This is a genomic window from Streptomyces sp. PA03-6a (assembly GCF_033792765.1).
In the GTDB taxonomy this organism is placed as follows: domain Bacteria; phylum Actinomycetota; class Actinomycetes; order Streptomycetales; family Streptomycetaceae; genus Actinacidiphila.
Window position 1 is genome coordinate 1 of sequence record NZ_JARAVK010000137.1, and the last position, 24,226, is coordinate 24,226.

14 protein-coding genes are annotated in these 24,226 nt (G+C 72.0%); 6 read left to right on the plus strand and 8 right to left on the minus strand.

Going from position 1 to position 24,226, the window contains the following annotated elements:
* Positions 1-102: 102 nt before the first annotated feature.
* From PV350_RS28385 to PV350_RS28395, 3 genes are all read right to left on the minus strand, one after another.
* Positions 103-1,560, minus strand: coding sequence for a maltokinase N-terminal cap-like domain-containing protein (locus tag PV350_RS28385; RefSeq protein ID WP_500336765.1), 1,458 nt, complete (start codon positions 1,558-1,560; stop codon positions 103-105).
* A 253-nt stretch (positions 1,561-1,813) separates the two neighbouring features.
* Positions 1,814-3,514 (minus strand): maltose alpha-D-glucosyltransferase, encoded by a 1,701-nt coding sequence (gene treS, locus PV350_RS28390; RefSeq protein ID WP_499514093.1) that lies wholly within the window; start codon positions 3,512-3,514, stop codon positions 1,814-1,816.
* Positions 3,511-5,508 (minus strand): alpha-1,4-glucan--maltose-1-phosphate maltosyltransferase, encoded by a 1,998-nt coding sequence (locus PV350_RS28395; protein ID WP_499514094.1) that lies wholly within the window; start codon positions 5,506-5,508, stop codon positions 3,511-3,513. The genes treS and PV350_RS28395 overlap by 4 nt, the downstream gene beginning before the upstream one ends.
* 567 nt (positions 5,509-6,075) lie before the next feature.
* Between PV350_RS28395 and glgP the strand changes: the two genes are divergently transcribed.
* Positions 6,076-8,712, plus strand: coding sequence for an alpha-glucan family phosphorylase (gene glgP, locus PV350_RS28400; protein ID WP_500336767.1), 2,637 nt, complete (start codon positions 6,076-6,078; stop codon positions 8,710-8,712).
* Between the two features lie 90 nt (positions 8,713-8,802).
* On the opposite strand, the gene PV350_RS28405 is transcribed toward glgP, so the two are convergent.
* The 5 genes from PV350_RS28405 to glgX all read right to left on the minus strand — a co-directional run bounded on the left by PV350_RS28405 (position 8,803) and on the right by glgX (position 18,906).
* Entirely contained in the window at positions 8,803-11,178 is a 2,376-nt protein-coding gene (locus PV350_RS28405) for a M4 family metallopeptidase (RefSeq protein WP_500336769.1), read from the minus strand.
* A gap of 339 nt (positions 11,179-11,517) precedes the next feature.
* Positions 11,518-13,413, minus strand: coding sequence for an ABC transporter ATP-binding protein (locus PV350_RS28410; RefSeq protein WP_500336771.1), 1,896 nt, complete (start codon positions 13,411-13,413; stop codon positions 11,518-11,520).
* Positions 13,410-15,254: an ABC transporter ATP-binding protein gene (locus PV350_RS28415; RefSeq protein ID WP_500336773.1), complete on the minus strand. Its 1,845-nt coding sequence runs from the start codon at positions 15,252-15,254 to the stop codon at positions 13,410-13,412. The genes PV350_RS28410 and PV350_RS28415 overlap by 4 nt, the downstream gene beginning before the upstream one ends.
* A gap of 34 nt (positions 15,255-15,288) precedes the next feature.
* The gene (locus tag PV350_RS28420) at positions 15,289-16,560 is read right to left on the minus strand and encodes an MFS transporter (RefSeq protein WP_500336775.1); all 1,272 of its coding nucleotides are present in this window, start codon (positions 16,558-16,560) and stop codon (positions 15,289-15,291) included.
* Positions 16,561-16,623: 63 nt separating this feature from the next.
* Positions 16,624-18,906 (minus strand): glycogen debranching protein GlgX, encoded by a 2,283-nt coding sequence (gene glgX / locus PV350_RS28425; protein ID WP_500336777.1) that lies wholly within the window; start codon positions 18,904-18,906, stop codon positions 16,624-16,626.
* Between the two features lie 247 nt (positions 18,907-19,153).
* On the opposite strand from glgX, the gene PV350_RS28430 reads away from it, so the two are divergent.
* The 5 genes from PV350_RS28430 to PV350_RS28450 all read left to right on the plus strand — a co-directional run.
* A complete protein-coding gene (locus PV350_RS28430) occupies positions 19,154-20,305 on the plus strand; it encodes a L,D-transpeptidase (protein ID WP_499516955.1) in 1,152 nt (383 codons plus the stop codon).
* A gap of 202 nt (positions 20,306-20,507) precedes the next feature.
* Complete coding sequence (locus PV350_RS28435; RefSeq protein WP_499516956.1) at positions 20,508-21,686, plus strand: L,D-transpeptidase; 1,179 nt, start codon at positions 20,508-20,510, stop codon at positions 21,684-21,686.
* 58 nt (positions 21,687-21,744) lie between these two features.
* Positions 21,745-22,512 (plus strand): enoyl-CoA hydratase/isomerase family protein, encoded by a 768-nt coding sequence (locus tag PV350_RS28440; protein WP_499514099.1) that lies wholly within the window; start codon positions 21,745-21,747, stop codon positions 22,510-22,512.
* A gap of 254 nt (positions 22,513-22,766) precedes the next feature.
* Positions 22,767-23,264 (plus strand): ATP-binding protein, encoded by a 498-nt coding sequence (locus PV350_RS28445; RefSeq protein ID WP_499514100.1) that lies wholly within the window; start codon positions 22,767-22,769, stop codon positions 23,262-23,264.
* 289 nt (positions 23,265-23,553) lie between these two features.
* A partial coding sequence (locus PV350_RS28450) for a scabin-related ADP-ribosyltransferase (protein WP_500336779.1) occupies positions 23,554-24,226 on the plus strand: 673 nt, incomplete at its 3' end.

The window sequence follows — 24,226 nt, forward strand, 5'->3', positions numbered from 1 at the left end:
CTCCCGTTCCCGCCCGGGCCGGGGGTGCCGGGGGTGGAGTCGGGGAACGGCTGGCGATCGGTCACGGTCAGGTCCTCCTCGGATGGGCGTGGGGGCGCCCGGTCAGGGGGTGCGGCCGTGCGGCGGCTGCGCGAGGCGGCGCACCGCGGCCATGGGGATGGGGAGCCAGGCGGGCCGGTGCCTGGCCTCGTAGAGCACTTCGTAGACGGCCTTGTCGGTCTCGTAGGCGCGTATGACGACGGGCTCGTCCCTCGGATCGGTCCCGGTGGCCTCGGCGTAGCCCGCGCAGAAGGCGGCGCGCTGCGTCCTGGCCCATTCGGGCGCCCCGGAGGCGGACGGGTCGTGGTGCCGGGCGGCGTAGTCGAAGGAGCGCAGCATCCCGGCGACGTCCTGCACCGGGGACGCGGGACGGCGGCGTTCGGGCAGCGGCCGCGCCGGCTCGCCCTCGAAGTCGATCAGCACCCACCCCCCGGGCCCGGTCCGCAGGGCCTGGCCGAGGTGCAGGTCGCCGTGGATGCGCTGGGCGGCCAGCGTCGTGCCGAGCGTCCCGAGTGCGGCAAGGTCGTCGAAGGCGGCCCGCAGTGCCGCGCGGTACGGCCGCAGGGCGGGCACCGCCGCGGCGGCGGCGTCCAGCCGTCCGGCCATCGCGGCGGCGAGCAGTTCGATCTGCGGACGGCGCAGGGTGCTCGTCGGCAGGGCGCGCGCCAGCGCCAGGTGGACCTCCGCGGTCGCGCGCCCCAGCGCGTGCGCCTCGCCGGAGAAGTCCGTGCCGTCTTCCACCGCCTGCAGGGCGAGTTCCCAGGCCCCGGCGGAACCGGGCAGGAAGCGCTGCAGCACGCCGAGCGTGGCGGGCTCGTCGTACAGGCCGAGCGCCTCGAACCAGGCGGCGGGCGCCGCGACGCGCCGCGAACCGGCCCGCGCGAGGGCGAGCGAGAGCTCCAGGTCGGGGTTGGGGCCCGGGGCGACCCGCCGGAACAGCTTGAGGATGAACGTGTCGCCGTAGATGACCGAGCTGTTGGACTGCTCCGCGGTGGACAGCCGCGGCGCCAGCCCGGCCGGGATCGCCGCGGCGGGCTCGGAGCCGAAGCGCAGGTGCCCGGTGCGGCCGGGCGCCCGCAGCCGCTCCAGCAGCAGGGACGTCAGACGCGGGTCGTGGAGCGCCTCGTAGATGGTGAGGCCGTCCAACGGTCCGCCGACGGCGTGCCCGACGAGCGCCGGGGCCAGCGCGGGCGGCAGCAGCGCCCGGGTGCCGAGCAGCAACTGGTAGGTGTCGGCCGGCTTCCCGTGCCCGGTGCCCGGCATCCGCTCCTGCACGTCCTGGTGGACGTCGAGCAGCAGATGGAGCAGTCCGGGGGTGCCCAGCCGCCCGTCGGCGGGCAGCAGCTCGGTGGCCGAGACCAGCCCGAAGCCGCTGATCGGCCGCCCCTTCCCGGCGAACCACCGCTGCCGGGGCAGCCATTCCCGCAGCAACGGGCCGAGCGCGGAGAGCAGTCCCGGTGCCGGGGGCACGGTGGTCCCCGGCCGGACTGCTGAGGTGCGAAGCCACGAGGTGTCCGACATGACGTCCTTTCCTCGGGTGCCGGGCCTGCTGGTTCCCTAAGTGAAGGGGCGCGCTGCGGCGATGGTCCGACGAGTGGGACGTGTCGGACGAATATCATCCGAGCCGGTGGAGCAATTGGCGTACTTGGCGTACGAGGGACAAGGGCCCGTACAGCATCCGATATGACGCTGGATCCGGCAGGGGGAGCCTGCCCCGGCGGCCCGGCACGAAACCGTGCCGGGCCGCCGGGTCGCCGTCACCCGGCGGGTCCGCCTACGCCACGTCGCGGCGGAGCCGGAACCAGTAGAAGCCGTGACCGGCGAGGGTGAGCAGGTAGGGCCACTCGCCGATGGCCGGGAAGCGCACCCCGCCGATCAGCTCGACGGGATGCCGGCCGGTGAAGGCCCGCAGGTCGAGTTCGGTGGGCTGGGCGAAGCGCGAGAAGTTGTTCACGCACAGGACGAGGTCGTCCTTGTACTCGCGCAGGAAGGCCAGGACGGCCGGGTTGGTGGAGGGCAGCTCGGTGTACGAACCGAGGCCGAAGGCCGGGTTCTGCTTGCGGATCTCCACCATCCGGCGGGTCCAGTGCAGCAGCGAGCTCGGGGAGCTCATCTGCGCCTCGACGTTGGTGACTTGGTAGCCGTAGACCGGGTCCATGATGGTCGGCAGGTAGAGCCGGCCCGGGTCGCAGGAGGAGAAGCCCGCGTTGCGGTCCGGGGTCCACTGCATCGGCGTGCGCACCGCGTCGCGGTCACCGAGCCAGATGTTGTCGCCCATGCCGATCTCGTCGCCGTAGTAGAGGATCGGCGAGCCCGGCAGGGAGAGCAGCAGGGCGGTGAAGAGCTCGATCTGGTTGCGGTCGTTGTCCAGCAGCGGGGAGAGCCGGCGCCGGATGCCGATGTTGGCCCGCATGCGCGGGTCCTTGGCGTACTCCGCGTACATGTAGTCGCGCTCTTCGTCCGTCACCATCTCGAGCGTCAGCTCGTCGTGGTTGCGCAGGAAGATGCCCCACTGGCAGTTGTGCGGGATGGCCGGGGTCTTGGCCAGGATCTCCGAGACCGGGTAGCGGGACTCCCGGCGCACCGCCATGAAGATGCGCGGCATCACCGGGAAGTGGAAGGCCATGTGGCACTCGTCGCCGCCCTTGGCGTAGTCGCCGAAGTAGTCGACCACGTCCTCGGGCCACTGGTTGGCCTCGGCGAGCAGGACGGTGTCGGGGTAGTGGGCGTCGATCTCCTCGCGCACCATCTTCAGGAAGCCGTGGGTGCGCGGCAGGTTCTCGCAGTTGGTGCCCTCCTCCTGGTACAGGTACGGCACCGCGTCCAGCCGGAACCCGTCGATGCCGAGGTCCAGCCAGAAGCGCAGGGCGGCCAGGATCTCCTCCTGGACCTTGGGGTTCTCGTAGTTGAGGTCCGGTTGGTGCGAGAAGAAGCGGTGCCAGTAGTACTGCTTGCGCACCGGGTCGAAGGTCCAGTTGGAGCTCTCGGTGTCGACGAAGATGATGCGGGCGTCCTGGTACTGCTTGTCGTCGTCCGCCCAGACGTAGTAGTCGCCGTACGGGCCGTCGGGGTCCGTGCGGGACTGCTGGAACCAGTCGTGCTGGTCGCTGGTGTGGTTGACGACGAAGTCGATGATCACGCGCATACCGCGTTGGTGGGCGGCGTCCACGAACTCCACGAAGTCGGCCAGGTCCCCGAACTCCGGCAGCACGGCCGTGTAGTCCGAGACGTCGTAGCCGCCGTCGCGCAGCGGCGAGGCGAAGAACGGCGGCAGCCACAGGCAGTCGACCCCGAGCCACTGCAGGTAGTCCAGTTTGGCGGTGAGCCCTTTGAGGTCGCCGATGCCGTCGCCGTTGCTGTCCTGGAAGGACCGTACGAGCACTTCGTAGAAGACGGCCCGCTTGAACCAGTCGGGGTCCCGGTCCTTGGCCGGGGTGTCTTCGAACGTGTCAGGTACGGGTTCGTTGACGATCAAGTGGGTGACCCTCCTGTCGATGGAGTAGGTCGCAGGGTGAGGATGTGCGCGGGCGCGCGGCCCGGCTCGAGGCGCACATAGTTGTCCCTGCCCCAGTGGTAGGTCTCGCCGGTGAGCTCGTCGCGCACCGGGGTGGACTCGTGCCACGCGAGGCCGAGTTCCGGCATGTTCAACGAGACGGTCGCCTCCTGGGTGTGGTGCGGGTCCAGGTTGACGACCACCAGTACGACGTCGCTGCCGTCGCCCGAGCGCTTGGAGTACGCCAGCACCGCGTCGTTGTTCACGGGGTGGAAGCGCAGGTCGCGCAGCTGCTGGAGCGCGGGGTGGCGGCGTCGCAGCCGGTTCAGCGTGGTGAGCAGCGGAGCCAGCGAACGGCCTTCGGCCTCGGCTGCCGCCCAGTCACGGGGCTTGAGCTCGTACTTCTCCGAGTGTAGGTACTCTTCGCTTCCCTCGCGCACCGGCGCGTTCTCGCAGAGCTCATATCCGGCGTACACCCCCCATGTGGGGGAAAGGGTCGCGGCGAGGACCGCACGCGCCTCGAACGCCGGGCGGCCGCCGCGCTGCAGGTAGGCGTGGAGGATGTCCGGGGTGTTGACGAAGAAGTTGGGCCGCATGTAGGCCGCGGCCTCACCGGACAGCTCCGTCAGGTACTCCGTCAGTTCCTGCTTGCCGTTGCGCCAGGTGAAGTAGGTGTACGACTGCTGGAAGCCGATCTGGGCCAGCGTGTGCATCATGGCCGGACGGGTGAACGCCTCCGCCAGGAAGATGACGTCGGGGTCGGTGCGGTTGATGTCGGCGATGACCTTCTCCCAGAAGACCACCGGTTTGGTGTGCGGGTTGTCGACCCGGAAGATCCGCACCCCGTGGTCCATCCAGTGCCGCAGCACCCGCTCGGTCTCCTGCACGATGCCGCTGAAGTCGGCGTCGAAGGCGATCGGGTAGATGTCCTGGTACTTCTTCGGCGGGTTCTCGGCGTACGCGATCGAGCCGTCCGCCCGGGTGGTGAACCACTCGGGGTGCTTGCCGACCCACGGGTGGTCCGGCGAGCACTGCAGCGCGAAGTCCAGCGCGATCTCCAGGCGCAGCTCACGGGCCCGCTCCACGAAGAAGTCGAAGTCCTCGATCGTCCCGAGGTCCGGGTGGACGGCGTCGTGGCCGCCCTCCGCGGAGCCGATCGCCCAGGGCGAGCCCACGTCGTGCGGGCCGGGGTCGAGCGTGTTGTCGGGCCCTTTGCGGAACGCTGCGCCGATCGGGTGGACGGGCGGCAGGTAGACCACGTCGAAGCCCATCGCGGCGATCGCCGGCAGTCGCTCGGCCGCCGTGCGGAAGGTCCCGGACCTCGGTGGCTTGCGGCCCGAGGGGTCCACCACGGCGCCTTCGGACCGGGGGAACATCTCGTACCAGGACCCGAACAGCGCCCGCTGCCGCTCCACCTGGAGGGCCGCCGGGCGCGAGGCGCTCACCAGGTCGCGCAGCGGGTGCCGGCCGAGCACCGCCACCACGTCCGGTGCGAGGGCGGCGGCGTGCCGCTCGGCGGCCGAACGGGAGGTGTCGCGCAGGGCGTCGACCGCGGCCAGCACCACGGCCCGGCCGTCCTTCTTCGGCACCCCGGCCGCCGCGCGCTCGTGCAGCTCGGCCCCCTCGGCGAGGACCAGTTCGGTGTCGATGCCGGCGGGGACCTTGATGCCCGCGTGGTGCCGCCAGGTGGCCACCGGGTCGCTCCAGGCCTCCACCGTGTACGTCCAGCGGCCCTCCGCGGTGGGCGTCACCTCGGCGCCCCACCGGTCGGTGCCGGGGGCGAGTTCGCGCATGGGGATCCGTGGCCCGGAGCGTCCCGCGGGGCTGCGCAGGACCACGTTCGCCGCCACCGCGTCATGTCCCTCCCGGAACACCGTGGCGGTGACCTGGAAGGTTTCGCCGACCACGGCCTTGGCGGGGCGGCGTCCGCAGTCGACCAGCGGGCGGACGTCCAGGACGGGGATGCGACCGATCATTGCGCCTCACCAGTTTGTGCGGGTGGCCGGACGGGTACCTTCCGCTCTTTTTATCTGCTCCTTCGGATGCCTGCCTGTGGGCATGACCGCTCCTGTCCGCGTTCACTCGGGTGGGCGGATACGAGTTGTGGTGTGGGAGGGTTCGGCGCCGCGTCGCGCAAGGGTGAGCCTGCCCATTGGATGACGGTCGAATACTCCCCGGGAAGGGGTACTGGCGCGTAAGTTGCGCGCCGGGCGGCCCCGGCGGCGCCCGGACGCAGACAACCGGCCACCGTCCGGCGGACCGGCGCGCGCGGCCGCCGGGGCGCCGGGTCCCGCCCGTGCCCCGGTCCTGGCCGCCGGTCGTAGCTCCCGCGGTGCGCCCCGGCCCGGGGGCCGTGCTGCGACTGTCGTAGCCGCCGCCCGACACGCTGACGAGGCGTCCACCGGGCCGCGCGCGGGTGCGCCGGGACGCCCGGCGCGTCCTGGTGCGCCAGGCGACGGGTGCCGCGCGGCGGCGCCGGGCCGCGGGGTGTTGGGGCCCCGGTTGTCACCACCGCACCGAAAGATGCCGCTACCGTCGGAGATGTGAAGGCTATTCGTCGATTCACCGTGCGAACCGTCCTGCCCGAACCACTACGTCCCCTGGGGGAGCTCGCGCAGAATCTGCGCTGGTCCTGGCACAACGAGACCCGTGAGCTGTTCCAGTCCGTCGACCCCGAGGGCTGGAGAGCGGCGGCCGGCGACCCGGTGCGGCTGCTCGGCGCGGTCTCGAAGGACCGGCTGAACGCCCTCGCCAAGGACCGCAGGTTCCTCCGCCGGCTCGGCACCGCCGTCGAGGACCTCCACGACTACCTCGGCAACCCACGCTGGTACCAGGGCGCTGCCGAGGCCGGGGAACTCCCCGCCGCCATCGCCTACTTCTCACCCGAGTTCGGCATCACCGCGGCGCTGCCGCAGTACTCCGGCGGCCTCGGCATCCTGGCCGGCGACCACCTCAAGGCCGCCAGCGACCTGGGCGTGCCGTTGATCGGCGTCGGTCTGCTCTACCGGCACGGCTACTTCCGCCAGTCCCTGTCCCGGGACGGCTGGCAGCAGGAGCACTACCCCGTGCTCGACCCCAACGAGCTGCCGCTGTCGCTGCTGCGGGACGAGGACGGCGGCCCCGTCCTGATCGCCCTGGACCTCCCCGGCGGGCGCAGCCTGCGCGCCCACGTCTGGCTGGCCCGGGTCGGCCGGGTCCCGCTGCTGCTGCTCGACTCCGACGTCGAGGAGAACCACCCCAACGAACGGGACGTCACCGACCGCCTCTACGGCGGCGGCAGCGAGCACCGGCTGCTCCAGGAGATGCTGCTCGGCATCGGCGGCGTCCGTGCCGTGCGCACCTACTGCGCCCTGACCGGGCACCCGGCGCCCGAGGTCTTCCACACCAACGAGGGGCACGCGGGCTTCCTCGGCCTGGAACGCATCCGCGAGCTCGCGGCCGACGGAGAAGGGCTGGATTTCGACTCCGCCCTGGAGGCCGTGCGGGCCGGTACGGTCTTCACCACCCACACCCCCGTACCGGCCGGCATCGACCGCTTCGACCGCGAGCTGCTCGCCCGGCACCTGGGCGACGACGGCGAGCTGCGCGGCGTCGACGTCCAGCGGGTGCTGGAGCTGGGGATGGAGACCTACCCCGGCGGCGACCCCAACGTCTTCAACATGGCCGTGATGGGGCTGCGGCTGGCGCAGCGCGCCAACGGCGTTTCCACCCTGCACGGCGGCGTCAGCCGCGAGATGTTCGCCGGGCTGTGGCCGGGCTTCGACCCGGAGGAGGTGCCGATCACCTCCATCACCAACGGCGTGCACGCCCCCACCTGGGTCGCGCCCGAGGTGTTCCGGCTCGGCGCCCGGCAGGCCGGCGTCCAGAACGCCGAGGACGCGATGACCACCGGGCTCGCCGACACGTGGGAGAGCGTCTTCCGCATCCCCGACGCCGCGATCTGGGAGCTCCGCCGGGAGCTGCGCGAACAGCTGGTGCGGGAGGTGCGCCGCAGGGTGCGCGCCTCCTGGCGGCAGCGCGGCGCCGGCTCGGCCGAGCTGGGCTGGGTCGACGACGTCCTCGACCCGGACGTGCTGACCATCGGCTTCGCGCGCCGGGTCCCGTCGTACAAGCGGCTCACCTTGATGCTGCGCGACCAGGACCGGCTGATGGAGCTGCTGCTGCACCCGACCCGGCCGATCCAGATCGTCGTCGCGGGCAAGGCGCACCCGGCCGACGACAGCGGCAAGCGGCTGGTGCAGGAGCTGGTGCGCTTCGCCGACGACCCCAGGGTGCGGCACCGCATCGTGTTCCTGCCGGACTACGACATGGCCATGGCCCAGCACCTCTACCCCGGGTGCGACGTCTGGCTGAACAACCCGCTGCGGCCGCTGGAGGCCTGCGGCACCTCCGGCATGAAGGCCGCGCTGAACGGCTGCCTCAACCTGTCCGTCCTGGACGGCTGGTGGGACGAGTGGTTCGACGGCAACAACGGGTGGGCGATCCCCACCGCGGACGGCTTCGGCGCGGCCGGCGACCCCGACCGCCGCGACGACATCGAGGCGGCCGCCCTCTACGACCTGGTCGAGAACCAGGTCGCGCCCCGGTTCTACGACCGCGGCACGCACGGTCTGCCGGTCCGCTGGATCGAGATGGTCCGGCACACCCTGAGCACCCTGGGGCCGAAGGTGCTCGCCGGGCGCATGGTCCGCGAGTACGTGACCCGGCTGTACGCGCCCGCCGCCCGCGCCCACCGTCTCGCGGGGGGCGGGGAGTCCGTCGAACTCGCCGCGTGGAAGCGGCGGGTGCGCGAGCAGTGGCCGATGATCGCGGTCGACCACGTGGAGACCGGTGCCTCGGTCGGCGGCTCCCCGGAGCTCGGGACCACGCTCACCCTGCGCGTCCAGGTGGCCCTCGGCGGCCTGGAGCCCGGGGACGTGGACGTCCAGGTGGTGTCCGGGCGCGTCGACGACTCCGACCGGATCGCCGACCCGACCGTGGTCTCCCTCAAACCGGGCGGACGGCCGGACCTGGAGGGCCGCTGGCTCTACGAGGGCCCGCTCACCCTCGACCGCACCGGCCCCTTCGGCTACACCGTCCGCGTGCTCCCGATGCACCGGCTGCTCGCCTCGGTCGCCGAGCTCGGGCTGATCGCGGTGCCGCCCGAGGCGACGGGGATGACGGCCGGCGTGCTGCGCTGAGCCGGACGTCCACGCAAGCGGGAACGGGACCGGGCCCCGGCCGTCGTTGACGACGGCCGGGGCCCGGCGTGTGCGGTCAGCCGACGGGGGTCAGCTGCTGGTGTTCACCGCGGTGTCGTCGACCACGAAGCTCGTCTGCAGCGAGGAGTCCTCGGTGCCGGTGAACTTCAGGGTGACGGTGGAGCCGGCGAAGGAGTTCAGGCTGAAGGACTTCTGGGTGTAGCCCGAGGCCTTGTTGAGGTTGGAGTAGGTGGCCAGGGTGGTCGACCCGGCCGTGACGGTCAGCTTGTCGTACTGGGTGCTGGTGGTCGTCTCGGCGGAGTCGATGTGCAGCCAGAAGGTGAAGGTCGCCTTGCAGCCGGCCGGGATCGTCACCGACTGGGTGAGCGTGTCGGTGTGCGTCGAGCCGTAGCCGTCCAGCCACGCCTTGTACGAACCGCCGTGGGCGGCCTGGCTGCTGGAGTTGGTGATCACACCGCTGGTGGCCGTCCAGGAGGCGCTGCCGGACTCGAACCCGGGGTTGCCGAGCAGCTGGCTGGAGGCGCAGCTACCGGGGGTGGTGACGGTCCAGGTGAAGGAGGCGGTGCCGGTCTTGGACGCGGAGTCGGTGACCGTGACCGTGGTGTTGTATGTGCCTGCGGCGGACGGGGTGCCGGAGATCAGGCCGGTGGAGGCGTTGATCGACAGACCGGAGGGCAGGCCGCTGGCCGCGTAGCTCAGCGCGCCGCTGTTGGTGCTGCTGGCCTGGATCTGCAGGCTGGCGGCGGTGCCGACGGTGCTGCTCTGGTTGCCCGGGTTGGTGACCGTGACGCCCGAGACGGGCGCGTGGCTGCCGACACCGATGCCCGCGAAGGCGTTCTGCACGCCCGCGTACTGGGCGGATCCGGCGCCGTACAGGGCCGTCGCGGCGTTCAGGGCGGCGGTGCGGGCGGCCGCGTAGTTGGTGCTGCTCGTCATGTACGTGCTCAGCGCCTTGTACCAGATCTGCAGCGCGGCGGCACGGCCGATGCCGGCGACGGCGATGCCGTCGGCGGTCGGGCTGTTGTAGCTGACCCCGTTGATGACCTTGGCGCCGCTGCCCTCGGAGAGCAGGTAGAACATGTGGTTCGCCGGGCCCGAGGAGTAGTGGACGTCCAGGTTGCCGATGCCGGAGTACCAGTTGTCGGGCGACGTGCCGTCGCGGGACGGCTTGTCCTGGTAGCGCAGCGGGGTGCCGTCGCCGTTGATGTTGATCTCTTCACCGATGAGGTAGTCACCGATGTCGTTGCTGTTGTTGGCGTAGAACTCGACGCCCGTGCCGAAGATGTCGGAGGTCGCCTCGTTCAGGCCGCCGGACTCGCCCGAGTAGGTGAGGTTCGCGGTGGCGGAGGTGACGCCGTGGCTCATCTCGTGGCCCGCGACGTCCAGCGAGGTCAGCGCGTGGGTGTTGCCCGAGCCGTCGCCGTAGGTCATGCAGAAGCAGCTGTCGTCCCAGAAGGCGTTGACGTAGCCGCTGCTGTAGTGGACCCGCGAGTACGCGGCGACACCGTCGTTGCGGATGCCGCTGCGGCCGAAGGTGTTCTTGTAGAAGTCCCAGGTCGTCTGGGCGCCGTAGGCGGCGTCGGCGCCCGCGGTCTGGGTGTTGGAGCCGGTGCCGTCGCCCCAGACGTCGTCGGCGTCGGTGAACAGCGTCCCGGTGCCGGAGGTGCCGCGGTTGAGGTTGTACGTCTTGTGGCCGCCGCGGGTCGTGTCGTACAGCTGGTACGTCGAGCCGGACAGCGTCGTGGTCAGCGACACCTGGCCGCTGTACTGGGTGTTGCCGGTGCCGGTCTTGATGTCCTGGTACCGGTAGAGCTCCTTGCCGGTCACGGCGTCGGTGACGACGTGCAGCCGGCTCGGGGTGCCGTCGTCCTGCAGGCCGCTCACCACGGTCTCCCAGGCGAGCTTCGGCGTGCCCTGGCCGGCCCAGATCACCTTGCGGGCGTCGTCGGCCGCGGGCGCCTGGGCCTTCAGCGTCTTGGCGGTCTTCAGCGCGGCGGTCGTCGCGGCGGACTCGGCGACCTTCGGCGTCGTCGAGGCGACCGTGATCCTCTGGTTCGTGTTGAACGTCGTGCCGACCGTTCCGGTGCCCTTGGCGGGCGCGTGCACCACGAGGTCGCCGCCGAGCACCGGGAGCCCGGCGTAGGTGCGCTCGTAGCGGGTGTGCAGCGTGCCGTCGGCGTCCTTGACGACGTCCTTGACGACCAGCTTCTCCTTGCTGCCCAGACCCAGCGACTGCGCCGTGACGGCGGTGCGGTCGCTCGCGCTCTTGATGAGCGCGGTGCGCTGGGCGGGGGTGAGCTTCGCCTCGAGGGCTCCGGCGCGGAGCTGGCTCGTGTGGGGGGCGGCGTTCGCCGTGGCGGAGGTGGCCGGTATGCCGACGGCGATGAACGCGGCGGTGGCGACCACACTGGCGGCCGCGACTGCCTTGCGGGGGGATCGTCTCACTCGGACTCCTACTGCGTCGGCCGCGGTTGGCGGCCGGGGACAGCCGGGCAGACGGGGTGTGCTGCCCGGGCGGAACTAGCCGTGCGGGTGGGACGTGCGGAGTTCGGCCGGTGCGTCAGCACGAAGCGGTGCGGTGTGTGGGCGTACTGACGGCCGACGGGGGGAAGAGTGCCACTGTTCACGGCTTGGTGTCATGTACGTGGCGAGAAGTTGGCCGAATTCGTCCTTTGAGGGGGACGTCGGGTTCGCATTCCGGACAGGGAGGGGCGAAGCGTGCCGGAAAGAAGCCGGGGCGTGCGGGGCCGGCCGGCCCCGCACGCCCCGGAAGGTGCCGGTGGCTCAGACGAGGCTGTCGCGCCAGGCCTGGTGCAGATCGGCGAAGCGGCCCGCGCCGGAGACGAGTTCGGCCGGGGTGCCGTCCTCCACGACGCGGCCCTGGTCCATCACCAGCACCCGGTCCGCGATCTCCACCGTCGACAACCGGTGGGCGATGATCACGGCGGTGCGGCCGCGCAGCACCTCGCGCATCGCCTGCTGCACCGCGCGCTCGCCCGGTACGTCCAGCGAGGAGGTCGCCTCGTCCAGGATGAGCACGGCCGGGTCGGCGAGCAGGGCGCGGGCGAAGGCCACCAACTGGCGCTGGCCCGCCGAGATGCGGCCGCCGCGCTTGCGGACGTCGGTGTCGTAGCCCTCGGGCAGCGCCGCGATGAAGTCATGGGCGCCGATCGCCCTGGCCGCGTCCTCGATCTCCTCACGGGTGGCCTCCGGGCGGCCGATGGAGATGTTCTCGGCGACCGTGCCGGAGAAGAGGAACGCCTCCTGGGTCACCATCACCACCCCGCGGCGCAGCTCCGGCAGGGCCAGCTCGCGCAGGTCCACCCCGTCCAGGGTGACCCGGCCGTCGGTCGGGTCGTAGAACCGGGCCAGCAGCTTGGCCAGCGTCGACTTGCCCGCGCCGGTGGCGCCGACCACCGCGACCGTCTGCCCGGCGGGCAGCCGCAGGTCGAAGCGGGGCAGCACCTCGCCGCCCGTGCGGTAGGCGAAGCGGACCCCCTCGAAGACGACCTCGCGGCCCGGGATGTCCGCCTGCGTGGCAGGCAGCGCCCGCGGTGTCTGCGGCTCGGGCACCGACGGCCGTTGGGCCAGCAGCCCGGCGATCTTCTCCAGCGAGGCGGCCGCCGACTGGTAGGAGTTGAGGAACATGCCGAGCGGGTCGATCGGCGCGTACAGCCGCCGCAGGTAGAGCACGAAGGCGGCGAGCACGCCCAGCGCGAGCGAGCCGGAGGCGACGCGGTACGCGCCCCACAGCACCACCAGCGCCACCGAGGTGTTGGCGATCAGCCAGGAACTCACGGTGAAGCGGCCCATCTCCAGGATCGCGTCACCGTTGGCCTGCCGGTGGGCGGCGTTGAGCTCGTCGAACGCCTCGTCGTTCGCCTTCTCGCGGCGGAAGGCCTGTACGGGCCGGATGCCGTTCATCGTCTCGGTGAAGCGCACGATGACGGAGGCGATCGCCGCGGAACGGCGTGTGTAGACCGTGGCCGACCGGCGCCGGAAGATCCGGACGGTCACCACCAGCGGCACCGCGGTGGCGAGCGCGAACAGGCCGAGCCCCCAGTCCAGCCACAGCAGGACGGCCGAGATGTAGAGCACCGACAGCCCGACGTTCAGCAGCTCCTGGAGGCCCTCGGTCAGCAGCTCCCGGATCGACTCCACGTCGGAGGTGGCGCGGGCGATGATCCGGCCCGAGGTGTAGCGCTCGTGGAAGTCCAGGCCGAGCGCCTGGGCGTGCCGGAAGATCCGGCCGCGCAGGTCGACCAGCACGTCCTGGCAGACCCGGCCGGCCTGCCGGACGAACGTCCGCTGCAGGAGACCGCCGGCGACGGCGCAGCCGATGTAGCCGACGGCGACCGCGATCAGCGGGCCGTGGTCGTCGCGGCGCAGCGCCGGGATGGCCCGGTCGATGGCCACCGCGACGATGAGCGGGCCCGCCTGCACGGCCGCCTGCTGCAGCAGCAGCACCACGGCCGCCAGCCACACGCGCCGCCGGTGCGGCCCGACCAGTTCCCGCAGCAGGGCGCGTGACGCCCTCTCGGGCGCCGGGAGCCGGTCCCGGTCGAAGAGGTCGTCCTCCCGGGCTTGCCGGGCCTCCCGGGCCTCCTCGGTCTCCCGGTGCCCCGCCGGTTCCCCGTCGGCCGACTGCTCGGCAGGCTGCGACTCCGCGACGGAGGTCATCGGGTGCTGCTCCCTTCGAATTGCGGACGGTCCGGCGCGGCGGGCGCGCTCCCGTCCTGGCCGGACATCAGGCGGCGGTAGACCGCGGAGGAGGACAGGAGCTCCTGGTGGGTGCCGACCGCGGTGACCCGGCCCTCCGACAGCAGCGCCACCCGGTCGGCGAGCATCACCGTGGAGGGGCGGTGGGCGACCACCAGCGCCGTCGTGGTGGCCAGCACCTGGCGCAGGGCCGCCTCGACGAGGGCCTCGGTGTGCACGTCGAGGGCGGACAGGGGGTCGTCCAGCACCAGGAAGCGGGGGCGGCCGACGACCGCGCGGGCCAGCGCGAGCCGCTGCCGCTGACCGCCGGACAGGCTCAGGCCCTGCTCTCCCACCTGGGTGTCCACACCCTGCGGCAGCTTGTGGACGAAGTCGCACTGGGCGATCTCCAGCGCCCGCAGCAGGTCCGTCTCGCCCGCGTCGGGAGCGCCCATCAGCACGTTCTCCCGCACGCTGGCGGAGAACAGGGTCGGTTCCTCGAAGGCCGTCGCGACCAGGGAGCGCAGCGCGGACCGGGTGAGCTGCGCGGCGTCGGTGCCGTCCAGCGTGATGCGGCCGCCGGTCGGCTCGTACAGCCGCGGGATGAGCGAGGTCAGGCTCGTCTTGCCGCTGCCCGTCGCGCCGACCAGCGCCACGGTCTCGCCGCTGCGGATGTGCAGGTCGATCCCGGTGAGCAGGTCGGGGCTGCCCTCGGGGGCGTCGGGGTAGCGGAAGCGCACGGCGTGGAAGCGGATGCCGTCGGCGGGCCGCCCGCCCTCGCCGCCGACCGGGCCGGTCCCCGTCCCCGAGCCGGTCTCCGGCGGGACCTCGGTGTCCAGGACCTCGAAGACGCGGTCGGCGGCGGTGGCCGCCTCGTTGCTGAAGGAGAGCAGCCAGCCCAGCGACTCCACCGGCCAGCGCAGCGCGAGCGCCGTGGACAGGAAGGCGACCAGCGTGCCCGCCGACAGGTCGCCGTCGGCGACCTGCACCGCGCCCAGGACCAGCGCCGCGCCCAGCGCCACGTCCGGCAGCGCGGTGATCACCATCCACAGGTCCGCCAGCAGCCCGGCCTTGCGCAGCTCGGTGCCGCGCAGCTCGCGCGACTGCCGGCGGAAGGCGTCGGCCTGGCTGCGGTGCCGGCCGAAGGCCTTGATGATGCGGATGCCGAGCACCGACTCCTCGACCAGCGTGGTCAGGTCGCCGACCTGGTCCTGCGCGGTGCGGGAGGCGACCTGGTAGCGCGCCTCGAAGTACGAGCAGAGGATCACCAGCGGCACGACCGGGCCCAGCAGGATCAGCCCCAGCGACCAGCGCTGCACGAACAGGATGCCGAAGCCCGCCGCGATGGTGGCCGTGTTGACCGCCAGGAAGACCATCGGGAAGGTCAGGAACATCCGCAGGATCTGCAGGTCGTTCGTGGCCCGTGAGAGCAGCTGGCCCGAGCCCCACCGGTCGTGGAAGGACACCGGCAGGCGCTGCAGCCTCCGGTACAGCTCGGCCCGCATCCCGGCCTCCAGCGCGGCCATGGGGCGCGCCACCAGCCAGCGCCGTACGCCGAAGAGCCCGGCCTCCAGGAGACCGAGCAGCAGCACCAGCCCGCCGCCGAGCCACACCCCGGACGGCTCGTGGTCGGCGACCGGGCCGTCCACGATCCACTTCAGGACCAGCGGGATCAGCAGCGCCAGGCACGACGCGACCACGGCCACGCCCGCGGAACCGAACAGCCGGTGGCTGATCGGCTTCACGTACGGCCACAGGCGCAGCAGTGAGCGCACGGCGGATCGGGAACGTTCGGGCTCGGGTTGGTTGGTCGACTCAGGCATCGTTTCAGAGACTACGTGCGACCACCGACAACGCTCATCCGGATTTTCGGCCGAGGTCGCGCACGGCGGGCACCGCCAGCAGCGCCACGCACACCAGCAGGGTCACCGCACCACCGGCCACCAGCACCGGGCGCGCCCCGAAGACACCCGCCGCCGGCCCCGCGAGGGCCTGCCCGACCGGCAGCATGGCGACCGACCCGGCGACCTCGTAGGCGTGGATGCGGTTGAGGATCTCGCCGGGCACCTGGGTCTGGACGCTGGTGGCCCACATCACGCTCCAGAACGCCCAGGCCGTCCCGGCGACCAGCACCGCCGCCGCGATCGCCGGCACCGGCAGCCCGGCGCCGACCGCGGCCGGGTAGAGCGCGAAGCCGAACAGCGCCACGGCCCCGCCCCGCAGCGGCCGGGCCGGCCGCAGCCGTATCGCCAGCAGCCCGCCGAGCGCGGTGCCCGCCCCCAGGGCGGAGGAGACCAGGCCGTACGCCTTCGGGCCGTGCGCCGGCAGGATCTCGCCGGCCGCCAGCGGGGTGACCGGGCCCATGACGAGGATCATGAAGCCCATCCAGATGACGATCACCGACCACATCCAGGTACGGGCCCGGAACTCCCGCCACCCCTCGACCAGGTCGGCCCGGAAGCTGCTGCGCCGGGCGGCGTCCCGCGGCTCCCGCGCGGTCCGGGCCGGCAGCCGGAGCAGCAGCAGGCAGACGGCGCTCACCGCGTACGTGGCGGCGTGCGCGGCGAACACCCCGCCCGCCGAGGTGAAGGCCACCAGCACGCCGGCGAGCGCCGGGCCGGCCAGCGCCATCAGGGACTCGGCGGTGCGGACCACCCCGTTGGCCTCCTGGACGTCCCGTGCCACCTGGGGCACCGTGCTGGCCACCCCCGGCTGGAACATGGCGCCCGCCACGCCGTTGACGGCGCCGATCAGGCAGATCTGCCAGAGCACGACGTGCCCCGAGAAGAAGAGCCAGGCGGCCAGGGACTGCGTGCCGACCCGCACCAGGTCGGCGCCGATCATCAGGCCGCGGGCGCTGAACCGGTCGGCGAACACGCCGCCGAGGACGACCAGCCCGGCGAAGCAGGCGGTGAAGGAGGCCATGGCGTAGCCGATGTCGCCCGCGCCGTAGCCGTGCTGGAGCAGCCCGGCCGACAGGGCGACGGGCAGCATCGAGTCGCCGAGCATGGCGACGCTGCGGGCGGTGAAGTACAGGCTGAACCCCCGTGACCACAGGCGGTCCCGGGGGGTGGCCGACAGGGCGCGGCCGGAGGCGCACGGCGGCGATGGCGGAGGTGCGGAGGTCACGGACGACCAGTGTGGACTGGACCAATTGGCCGAGTCCACACCTTTGCCGCCGCGTCTCGTCCCTCAGACGGCGCGCAGCAGCAGCACCGTCCTCCCCGGCACGGTCAGCGCCTTCCCGCCGCGGTGCCGGCTGCCCGGTGCTTCCGTCTGGTCCTCGCGCGAGGTGTCGAGCAGCAACTCGTACTCCCTGGCCCACGGCCCGCCCGGCAGCGTGAAGCGGACCGGGCGGTGCGAGGCGTGGAAGACCGCCAGGAAGCTGTCGTCGGTGACCGGGCGGCCGCGCGCGTCGCGGTGCGGGATGTCGGCGCCCGACAGGTACATCCCGAGCGTGGACGTGGGGCTGTACCAGTCGCCGTCGGTCATCTCCCGGCCCTGCGCGGTGAACCAGGCCAGGTCCCGCAGGCCCTCGGCGGACTGCGGCCGGCCGGAGAAGAAGGCCCTCCTGCGCAGCACGGGGTGGGCGCGGCGCAAGGCGATCAGCCGGGCCGTCAGCTCGCGCAGCGAGGCCCAGTCAGGATCCTGCGGCAGCGACCAGTCCAGCCAGCTGATCTCGTTGTCCTGGCAGTACGCGTTGTTGTTGCCGCCCTGGGTGCGGCCCGTCTCGTCACCGGCCACCAGCATCGGCACGCCGGTCGACAGCAGCAGCGTCGAGAGCATGTTGCGCAGCTGACGGCGGCGCAGCCCGCCCACGGCCGGGTCGTCGGTCTCGCCCTCGTGCCCGCAGTTCCAGGCGCGGTTGTCGTTGGTGCCGTCGCGGTTGTCCTCGCCGTTGGCCTCGTTGTGCTTGCGCTCGTAGCTCACCAGGTCGCGCAGGGTGAAGCCGTCGTGCGCGGTGATGAAGTTGACCGAGGCGTACGGACGGCGCCCGCCCCAGGCGTACAGGTCGCTGGAGCCGGACAGCCGGTAGCCCAGGTCGCGCACGTCGTGCTGGGTGCCGCGCCAGAAGTCCCGGACGGTGTCGCGGTAGCGGTCGTTCCACTCCGTCCACAGCGGCGGGAAGGCGCCGACCTGGTAGCCGCCGGAGCCGACGTCCCAGGGCTCGGCGATGAGCTTGACCCGGCGCAGCACCGGGTCCTGGGCGATGACGGCGAGGAAGGGGGAGAGCATGTCGACGTCGTGCATCGACCGGGCGAGCGCCGCGGCGAGGTCGAAGCGGAAGCCGTCGACGCCCATCTCGGTCACCCAGTAGCGCAGGGAGTCGGTGATCAGCCGGAGCACCTGGGGCTGGACGACGTGGAGGGTGTTGCCGCAGCCGGTGTAGTCGGCGTAGCGGCGCGCGTCGCCCGGCAGCCGGTAGTAGCCGCGGTTGTCGATGCCGCGCAGGGAGAGGGTGGGCCCGAACTCGCTCCCCTCGGCGGTGTGGTTGTAGACGACGTCGAGGATCACCTCCAGCCCCGCGTCGTGCAGGGCGCGCACCATCCGCTTGAACTCGCCCACCTGCTGTCCGCGGGTGCCGGTGGCGGCGTAGCCGGCATGCGGGGCGAAGTAGCCGATCGAGTTGTAGCCCCAGTAGTTGCGCAGGCCCCGGCGCAGCAGGTGGTCCTCGTGCGCGAACTGGTGCACCGGCAGCAGTTCGACGGCCGTCACGCCGAGGCCGGTGAGGTACTCGATCGCCGCCGGGTGCGCCAGCCCGGCGTAGGTGCCGCGCAGTTCGGGCGGGATGCCGGGGTGGCGCATGGTGAAGCCGCGGACGTGCAGCTCGTAGATGACCGAGTCGGCCCAGGGCGTCTTGGGCCTGCGGTCGTCCGTCCAGGGGTCGTCGTCGTCCACCACGACGCCCTTGGGCACGTACGGGGCCGAGTCGCGGTTGTCCCGCACGGTGTCGGCGACCTCCTGCTCCGGCCAGTCGCGGACGTGGCCGTACACCTCGGGGGGCAGTGTGAAGTCGCCGTCGACCGCCCGCGCGTACGGGTCCAGCAGCAGCTTGGCCGGGTTCCAGCGGGCACCGGTCCACGGGTCCCAGCGGCCGCCGACCCGGTAGCCGTACCGGTGGCCGGGCAGGACCCCGGGCACGAAGCCGTGCCAGATCTCGTGGGTCAGCTCGGTCAGCGGGACCCGGGTCTCGGTCCCCTCGTCGTCGAACAGGCACAGCTCCACCGACTCGGCGCCGCCCGCCCACAGGGCGAAGTTGGTGCCCGGGCGTCCGTCGGGGCCGGTGTGGAAGCGTGCCCCCAGCGGCTGCGGGCTGCCAGGCCACACCAGGGTGTCCCCGGTCCCGGCGGGCCCCGGCACGGCCGGCGCGGTCTCCGGGCGCGGCAGCGGCACGGCCACGGGGGCGGTCCGGTGGCCGTTCGGGCGCAGCTTTCCGGCCCGGTCGACCGATTCGTCCTCGCGCGTCTCCGACACGTGCTCGCCTCCTGCGGCTCGGGGGACGCCGGACCCGGCCGGCGCCGGCCGTGCCCGTACGCGGCGCGGTGTCCCTCCGCGCGCGCGTCGCGCCCTCCCGCTTTACCTTCCCGTTCACCCTGCGGCGTCACACGCGTGATCGATCGGACGCGCCGCAGACGTTTCCCCGGGGCCGTCCGGTCGTTGACCGAGCGTGACGACTGCGGTGCGGCGCGCTCTGCGCGCGGGGGCGGGGCTTGCCACCGCCATGTGGCTGGCGGGGATGCTGACGGCGTGCGGGCTCGGGTTCGGGCCGGCGGACAGCGGTGCGGTGGCCGACGACACCCCGAAGGTGTCCGAGGCGAGGATCAGGATCACTCCGGGGGACGGCGCCCGTGACGTGGAGGCGGACGACCCGCTGACGGTCGAGGCCGAGGACGGCCTGCTCACCTCCGTGCACGTCGAGGACGGGGAGGGGGAGGTGGTCGAGGGCGTGTTCACCGCCGACCGCTCCCGCTGGCACGCCCGGTCCAGGCTGTCGCTGTCGGAGAAGTACACGGTGGACGCCGTCGCCGAGGACACGGGGGGCCGGCGGGCCGCCAAGCACGCGGTGTTCACCACCCTCGTCCCCAAGAACACCCTCATCGGCTACTTCACCCCCGAGGACGGGCAGACCGTCGGCACGGGCATGATCGTCTCCCTGGACTTCAACCGGCCGGTCACCGACCGCGCCGCCGTCGAGCGCGCCGTCCGCGTCGCCTCCTCGCCCGCCGTCGAGATCGCCCCGCACTGGTTCGGCGACCGGCGCCTGGACTTCCGCCCCCGCGAGCGCTGGGTCCCCGGCACGAAGGTGACGCTCTCGCTGCGGCTGCTCGACGTCGAGACCGGCCCCGGGGTCTACGGGGTGCAGTCCAAGGACGTCACCTTCGACATCGGCCGGGACCAGACCAGCACCGTCGACGCCGCCGCGCACACCCTGACGGTGCGCCGCGGCGGGCAGGTCACGCGCGTCCTGCCGATCTCGGCGGGCGCCCCGTCCAACCCGACGTACAACGGCGCGATGGTCATCTCCGAGAAGCTCCGGCTGACCCGGATGAACGGGGACACGGTGGGCTTCGGCGGCGAGTACGACATCCCCGACGTCCCGCACGCCATGCGGCTGACCCGCTCCGGCACCTTCGTGCACGGCAGTTACTGGGCCACCCCCGGCACCTTCGGCGCGGCCAACACCAGCCACGGCTGCGTCGGCCTGCTCGACGTGAAGGGCGGCGGGACGGCCACCCCGGCGGCCTGGTTCTTCGCGCACTCGCTCGTCGGCGACCTCGTCACCGTCGTCAACTCCCACGACCGCACCGTCGCTCCCGACAACGGCCTGGGCGGCTGGAACATGGCCTGGGAGCAGTGGGCGGCCGGCGGCTGAGGCCGGGCCCCGCGACTGGGACGGAACGGTGACAATACCGGGATCCACAACACCGGTTCCGTGTGGTTCTCTAAGCGCTAGGTGAGGGGGACTCACCCTTGGGCCACGGGGCCACGGGCCGGTTTTGGGGAGACGTGAGTTGAAGGCGATACAGGGCGCGCCGGGCGCAAGGCGGACCACCTTGGCCCTCGCGGTGGGGGCGATGCTGCTCCTGGTCAGCGCGTGCGGGGGCAGCGCCAGCGGCGACAGCAAGGACGGGGACAAGGCCAGGCCCGGTGCCTCGGCCTCACAGGGCGGCAAGGGGGACACGACCGAGTCGCAGGCCGTCGTGACCATCGCGCCCGAGGACGGGGCCGACGAGGTGGCCACGACGGGGGACCTCAAGGTCACCGCCGGCAAGGGCAAGCTGACCTCGGTCGTGGTCAAGAGCGGCAAGGGCGACCCGGTCGAGGGCAAGATATCCGCCGACGGCAGCAGTTGGGAGCCGACCGAGACGCTCGGCACCTCCACCGAGTACTCGGTGGACGCGATAGCCAAGGACGGTGCGGGCCGCGAGTCGGCCAAGCACGCGAGCTTCACCACGGTCACCCCGAAGGACACCTTCATCGGCTTCTTCACCCCCGAGGACGGCCAGACGGTCGGCGTCGGCATGCCGGTCTCGCTCAAGTTCAACCGGGCGATCACCGACAAGAAGGCGGTCCAGGACGCGATCGAGGTGACCGCGAACCCCTCGGTCCCCGTCGTCGGCCACTGGTACGGCGACCAGCGCGTCGACTTCCGTCCCGAGAAGTACTGGGCCAAGGGCACCAAGATCACGCTCTCCCTGCGGCTGAACGGGGTCGAGGGCGCGAAGGGCGTCTACGGCACCCAGTCCAAGGACGTGCACTACACCATCGGCCGCAGCCAGGTCAGCATCGTCGACGCCGCCAAGCACACGATGAAGGTCTACCGCGACGGCAGCCTGCTGAAGACCATCCCGATCACCTCGGGCGGGCCCGGCACGACGACCTACAACGGCAAGATGGTCATCACCGAGCGGTACAAGGTGACGCGCATGAACGGCGACACCGTGGGCTTCGGCGGTGAGTACGACATCAAGGACGTGCCCAACGCCCAGCGCCTGACCACCTCGGGCACCTTCATCCACGGCAACTACTGGGCCTCGCCCGGCACCTTCGGCAACGCCAACGTCAGCCACGGCTGCGTGGGCCTGCGGGACGTGCGCGGCGGCAGCGGCGACACCCCGTCCTCGTGGTTCTACAACAACTCGATGATCGGTGACGTCGTGCAGGTCAAGAACTCCCACGACAAGACCGTGCAGTGGTGGAACGGGCTCAACGGCTGGAACCTGCCGTGGAGCCAGTGGACCCCCGCCTCCTGACGCGCCCCGTGAGGCACGTCGCAGCGTAAACGGGCGTTCACGGATACCCTCGTCGGCCATGACAGTTAATCTCGAGGTCGACGAGGGTGTCGGCACCATCCGCCTGGACCGCCCCCCGATGAACGCCCTGGACGTCGCGACCCAGGACCGGCTCCGCGAAGTGGCGGAGGAGGCCTCCCGGCGCGAGGACGTACGGGCCGTCGTGATCTGGGGCGGCGAGAAGGTGTTCGCGGCGGGCGCGGACATCAAGGAAATGCAGGTCATGGATTACGAGGCCATGGCCGTGCGGTCCCGCGCACTGCAGGATTCCTTCACGGCGGTCGCCCGGATCCCCAAGCCGGTGGTGGCCGCCGTGACCGGTTACGCCCTCGGCGGCGGCTGCGAACTCGCGCTCTGCGCCGACATCCGGGTCGCAGCGGAGGACGCCAAGCTCGGCCAGCCGGAGATCCTGCTCGGCCTCATCCCCGGCGCGGGCGGCACGCAGCGGCTGTCGCGCCTGGTGGGTCCCGCCAAGGCGAAGGACCTCATCTTCACCGGCCGCATGGTCAAGGCCGACGAGGCGCTCACCATCGGCCTGGTGGACAAGGTGGTCCCGGCCGGGCAGGTGTACGCCGAGGCCCGCGCCTGGGCCGAGCGGCTGGCCCGGGGGCCGGCGCTGGCGCTGCGCGCCGCCAAGGAGGCCGTGGACGCCGGTCTCGAGACCGATCTGGAGACCGGCCTCACCATCGAACGGAACCTGTTCGCAGGGCTGTTCGCGACCGAGGACCGTACGACGGGCATGCGCAGCTTCGTCGAGGAGGGTCCGGGCAAGGCGAAGTTCCGCTAGACCCAACCCGGTTGAGTGACAGCCGGTGCCCGTCGGGTCGCCTTAAGCCGACCTTAAGAGGACCTTAAGGCGACCTGCGCCGGATTCGTCGGCCGTTCCTCTCCGGTGCCCCCTTCGCGCAGGTGGGAGGGGTCGTGTGAGATCCATCATTGCCCTTGACATATGCCGGTACGGCAACTCGGAATGACGCGTTCCGCCCCGTCAATTCCCCCGATCCGCCCCGAACCGCCGTCGCGTACGGCCATCATGAGAGCATGGCGGGGCAGCAGGGAGCATCTGAGCAGCCGCAGCGGGTAACGGTCCCGGCGGCGGGGTGGCCGCCCACGGCGGTCGACGATCTGGCGGCGACGTCCCTCGATCTGTTGGGGAATCCCTCCGTGGACGAGGTGCGGCTCTCCTCGCGCCCGGAGTCCGCGGCCACGGCCCGGCGGCTGAGCCGTTCGGTGCTCCGGCTCTGGGGTCTGCCCCAGTTCAACGACGTCGTCGAGTTACTCGTCTCCGAACTCGTCGGCAATGCCGTGCGTCACACCGGGGCCCGTACCTTCGGCCTGCGCATGCTGCGCCGCCGCGGCTGGATCCGGGTGGAGGTGCGCGACCCCTCGCGGGCGCTGCCCTGCCTGATGCCGGTGCGCGAGATGGACGTGAGCGGGCGGGGCCTCTTCCTGATCGACAAGCTCGCCGACCGCTGGGGGGTGGATCTGCTGCCACGCGGCAAGACCACCTGGTTCGAAATGCGGGTCATGGACCGCTGAACGCCAAATGAACAGCTAACCTGCGTTTACAAGGTCAGTGTCCCACCTCACTCCCACATCGTGAGGTTTCAGCTGCGATGTCTCGTATAGTTGTGGAGCAACGACCCCCATGACCCGGGCTCGGTCGTCCCATGGCGTCGTGGATCACACCCCCTGGCTCCACGACGAATCGAGAGGCCCCAGCAGCGTCGCACAACGATGCGCAGGGGCCTCTTTCGTCTTCCGGCGGGACACGCCGACAAGGGTGACCATTCCGGCGACCGGGCGATACCGGGGTGATCGTGGGCATATGATCGCACTGCGCACGCTGCGCCGGCTCTGCGCCGCCGCCCTTTCGCTGGGGGTGCTCGCACTCCCCGTCTGCACGGCCTCCGCGGCCGTCGCCCCGGGTCTTCCACGCGACCCGGCCGTCCCCGAATGGTGCCCCGTCGTTCCCGACCGGCTCTACGCCGCCGCGGACACCAGCGTCGACCTCGACCGGATCAGGCCCGACGAGCCGACCTGGCGCTCCAACTGCAACGCCCTCTTCCACGGCGACGACCGCCCGCCGGAGACCGTCTTCAAGGACGGCCTGCGTCCCGAGGACGTGGGCGACGGCGAGTACGACCTGCAGGCCTACGCCCGCCGCGAGCAACCCTCGCCGTTCGTGGCCACCACCTACGACCGCGAGGCCCTCAGGCAGCACACGGCCGCCTACCACTACTACATCGACGCCCCCGGGGGCATCGAGCTCGACGAGACCCTCGGTACCCGTGAACTGCGCTCGGCCCGTACCGGCGTGGTCTTCCCCGGGGGCATCGCCCGCCAGTTCCTCGTGAAGGCCTGCCCGGTGGACAAGGCCACCAAGGCCGAGCTCACGGCCCGGTGCGTGGTCAACCCCGCGTACTCGCCGTGGCGTGGCTGGCCGGCCCCCGACTGGACGGGGGTGAAGGAGCCCGCGGCCCCTGCGGCCCCCTCTGCCC

What these genes read in the sequence shown, in the direction of transcription:
- PV350_RS28385 (WP_500336765.1), bottom strand. Translation starts at nt 1,560, where the DNA reads ATGTCGGACACCTCGTGGCTTCGCACCTCAGCAGTCCGGCCGGGGACC.
- PV350_RS28395 (WP_499514094.1), bottom strand. Translation starts at nt 5,508, where the DNA reads ATGATCGGTCGCATCCCCGTCCTGGACGTCCGCCCGCTGGTCGACTGC.
- PV350_RS28445 (WP_499514100.1), top strand. Translation starts at nt 22,767, where the DNA reads ATGGCGGGGCAGCAGGGAGCATCTGAGCAGCCGCAGCGGGTAACGGTC.
- PV350_RS28430 (WP_499516955.1), top strand. Translation starts at nt 19,154, where the DNA reads ATGTGGCTGGCGGGGATGCTGACGGCGTGCGGGCTCGGGTTCGGGCCG.
- PV350_RS28415 (WP_500336773.1), bottom strand. Translation starts at nt 15,254, where the DNA reads ATGCCTGAGTCGACCAACCAACCCGAGCCCGAACGTTCCCGATCCGCC.
- PV350_RS28440 (WP_499514099.1), top strand. Translation starts at nt 21,745, where the DNA reads ATGACAGTTAATCTCGAGGTCGACGAGGGTGTCGGCACCATCCGCCTG.
- PV350_RS28410 (WP_500336771.1), bottom strand. Translation starts at nt 13,413, where the DNA reads ATGACCTCCGTCGCGGAGTCGCAGCCTGCCGAGCAGTCGGCCGACGGG.
- PV350_RS28435 (WP_499516956.1), top strand. Translation starts at nt 20,508, where the DNA reads ATGCTGCTCCTGGTCAGCGCGTGCGGGGGCAGCGCCAGCGGCGACAGC.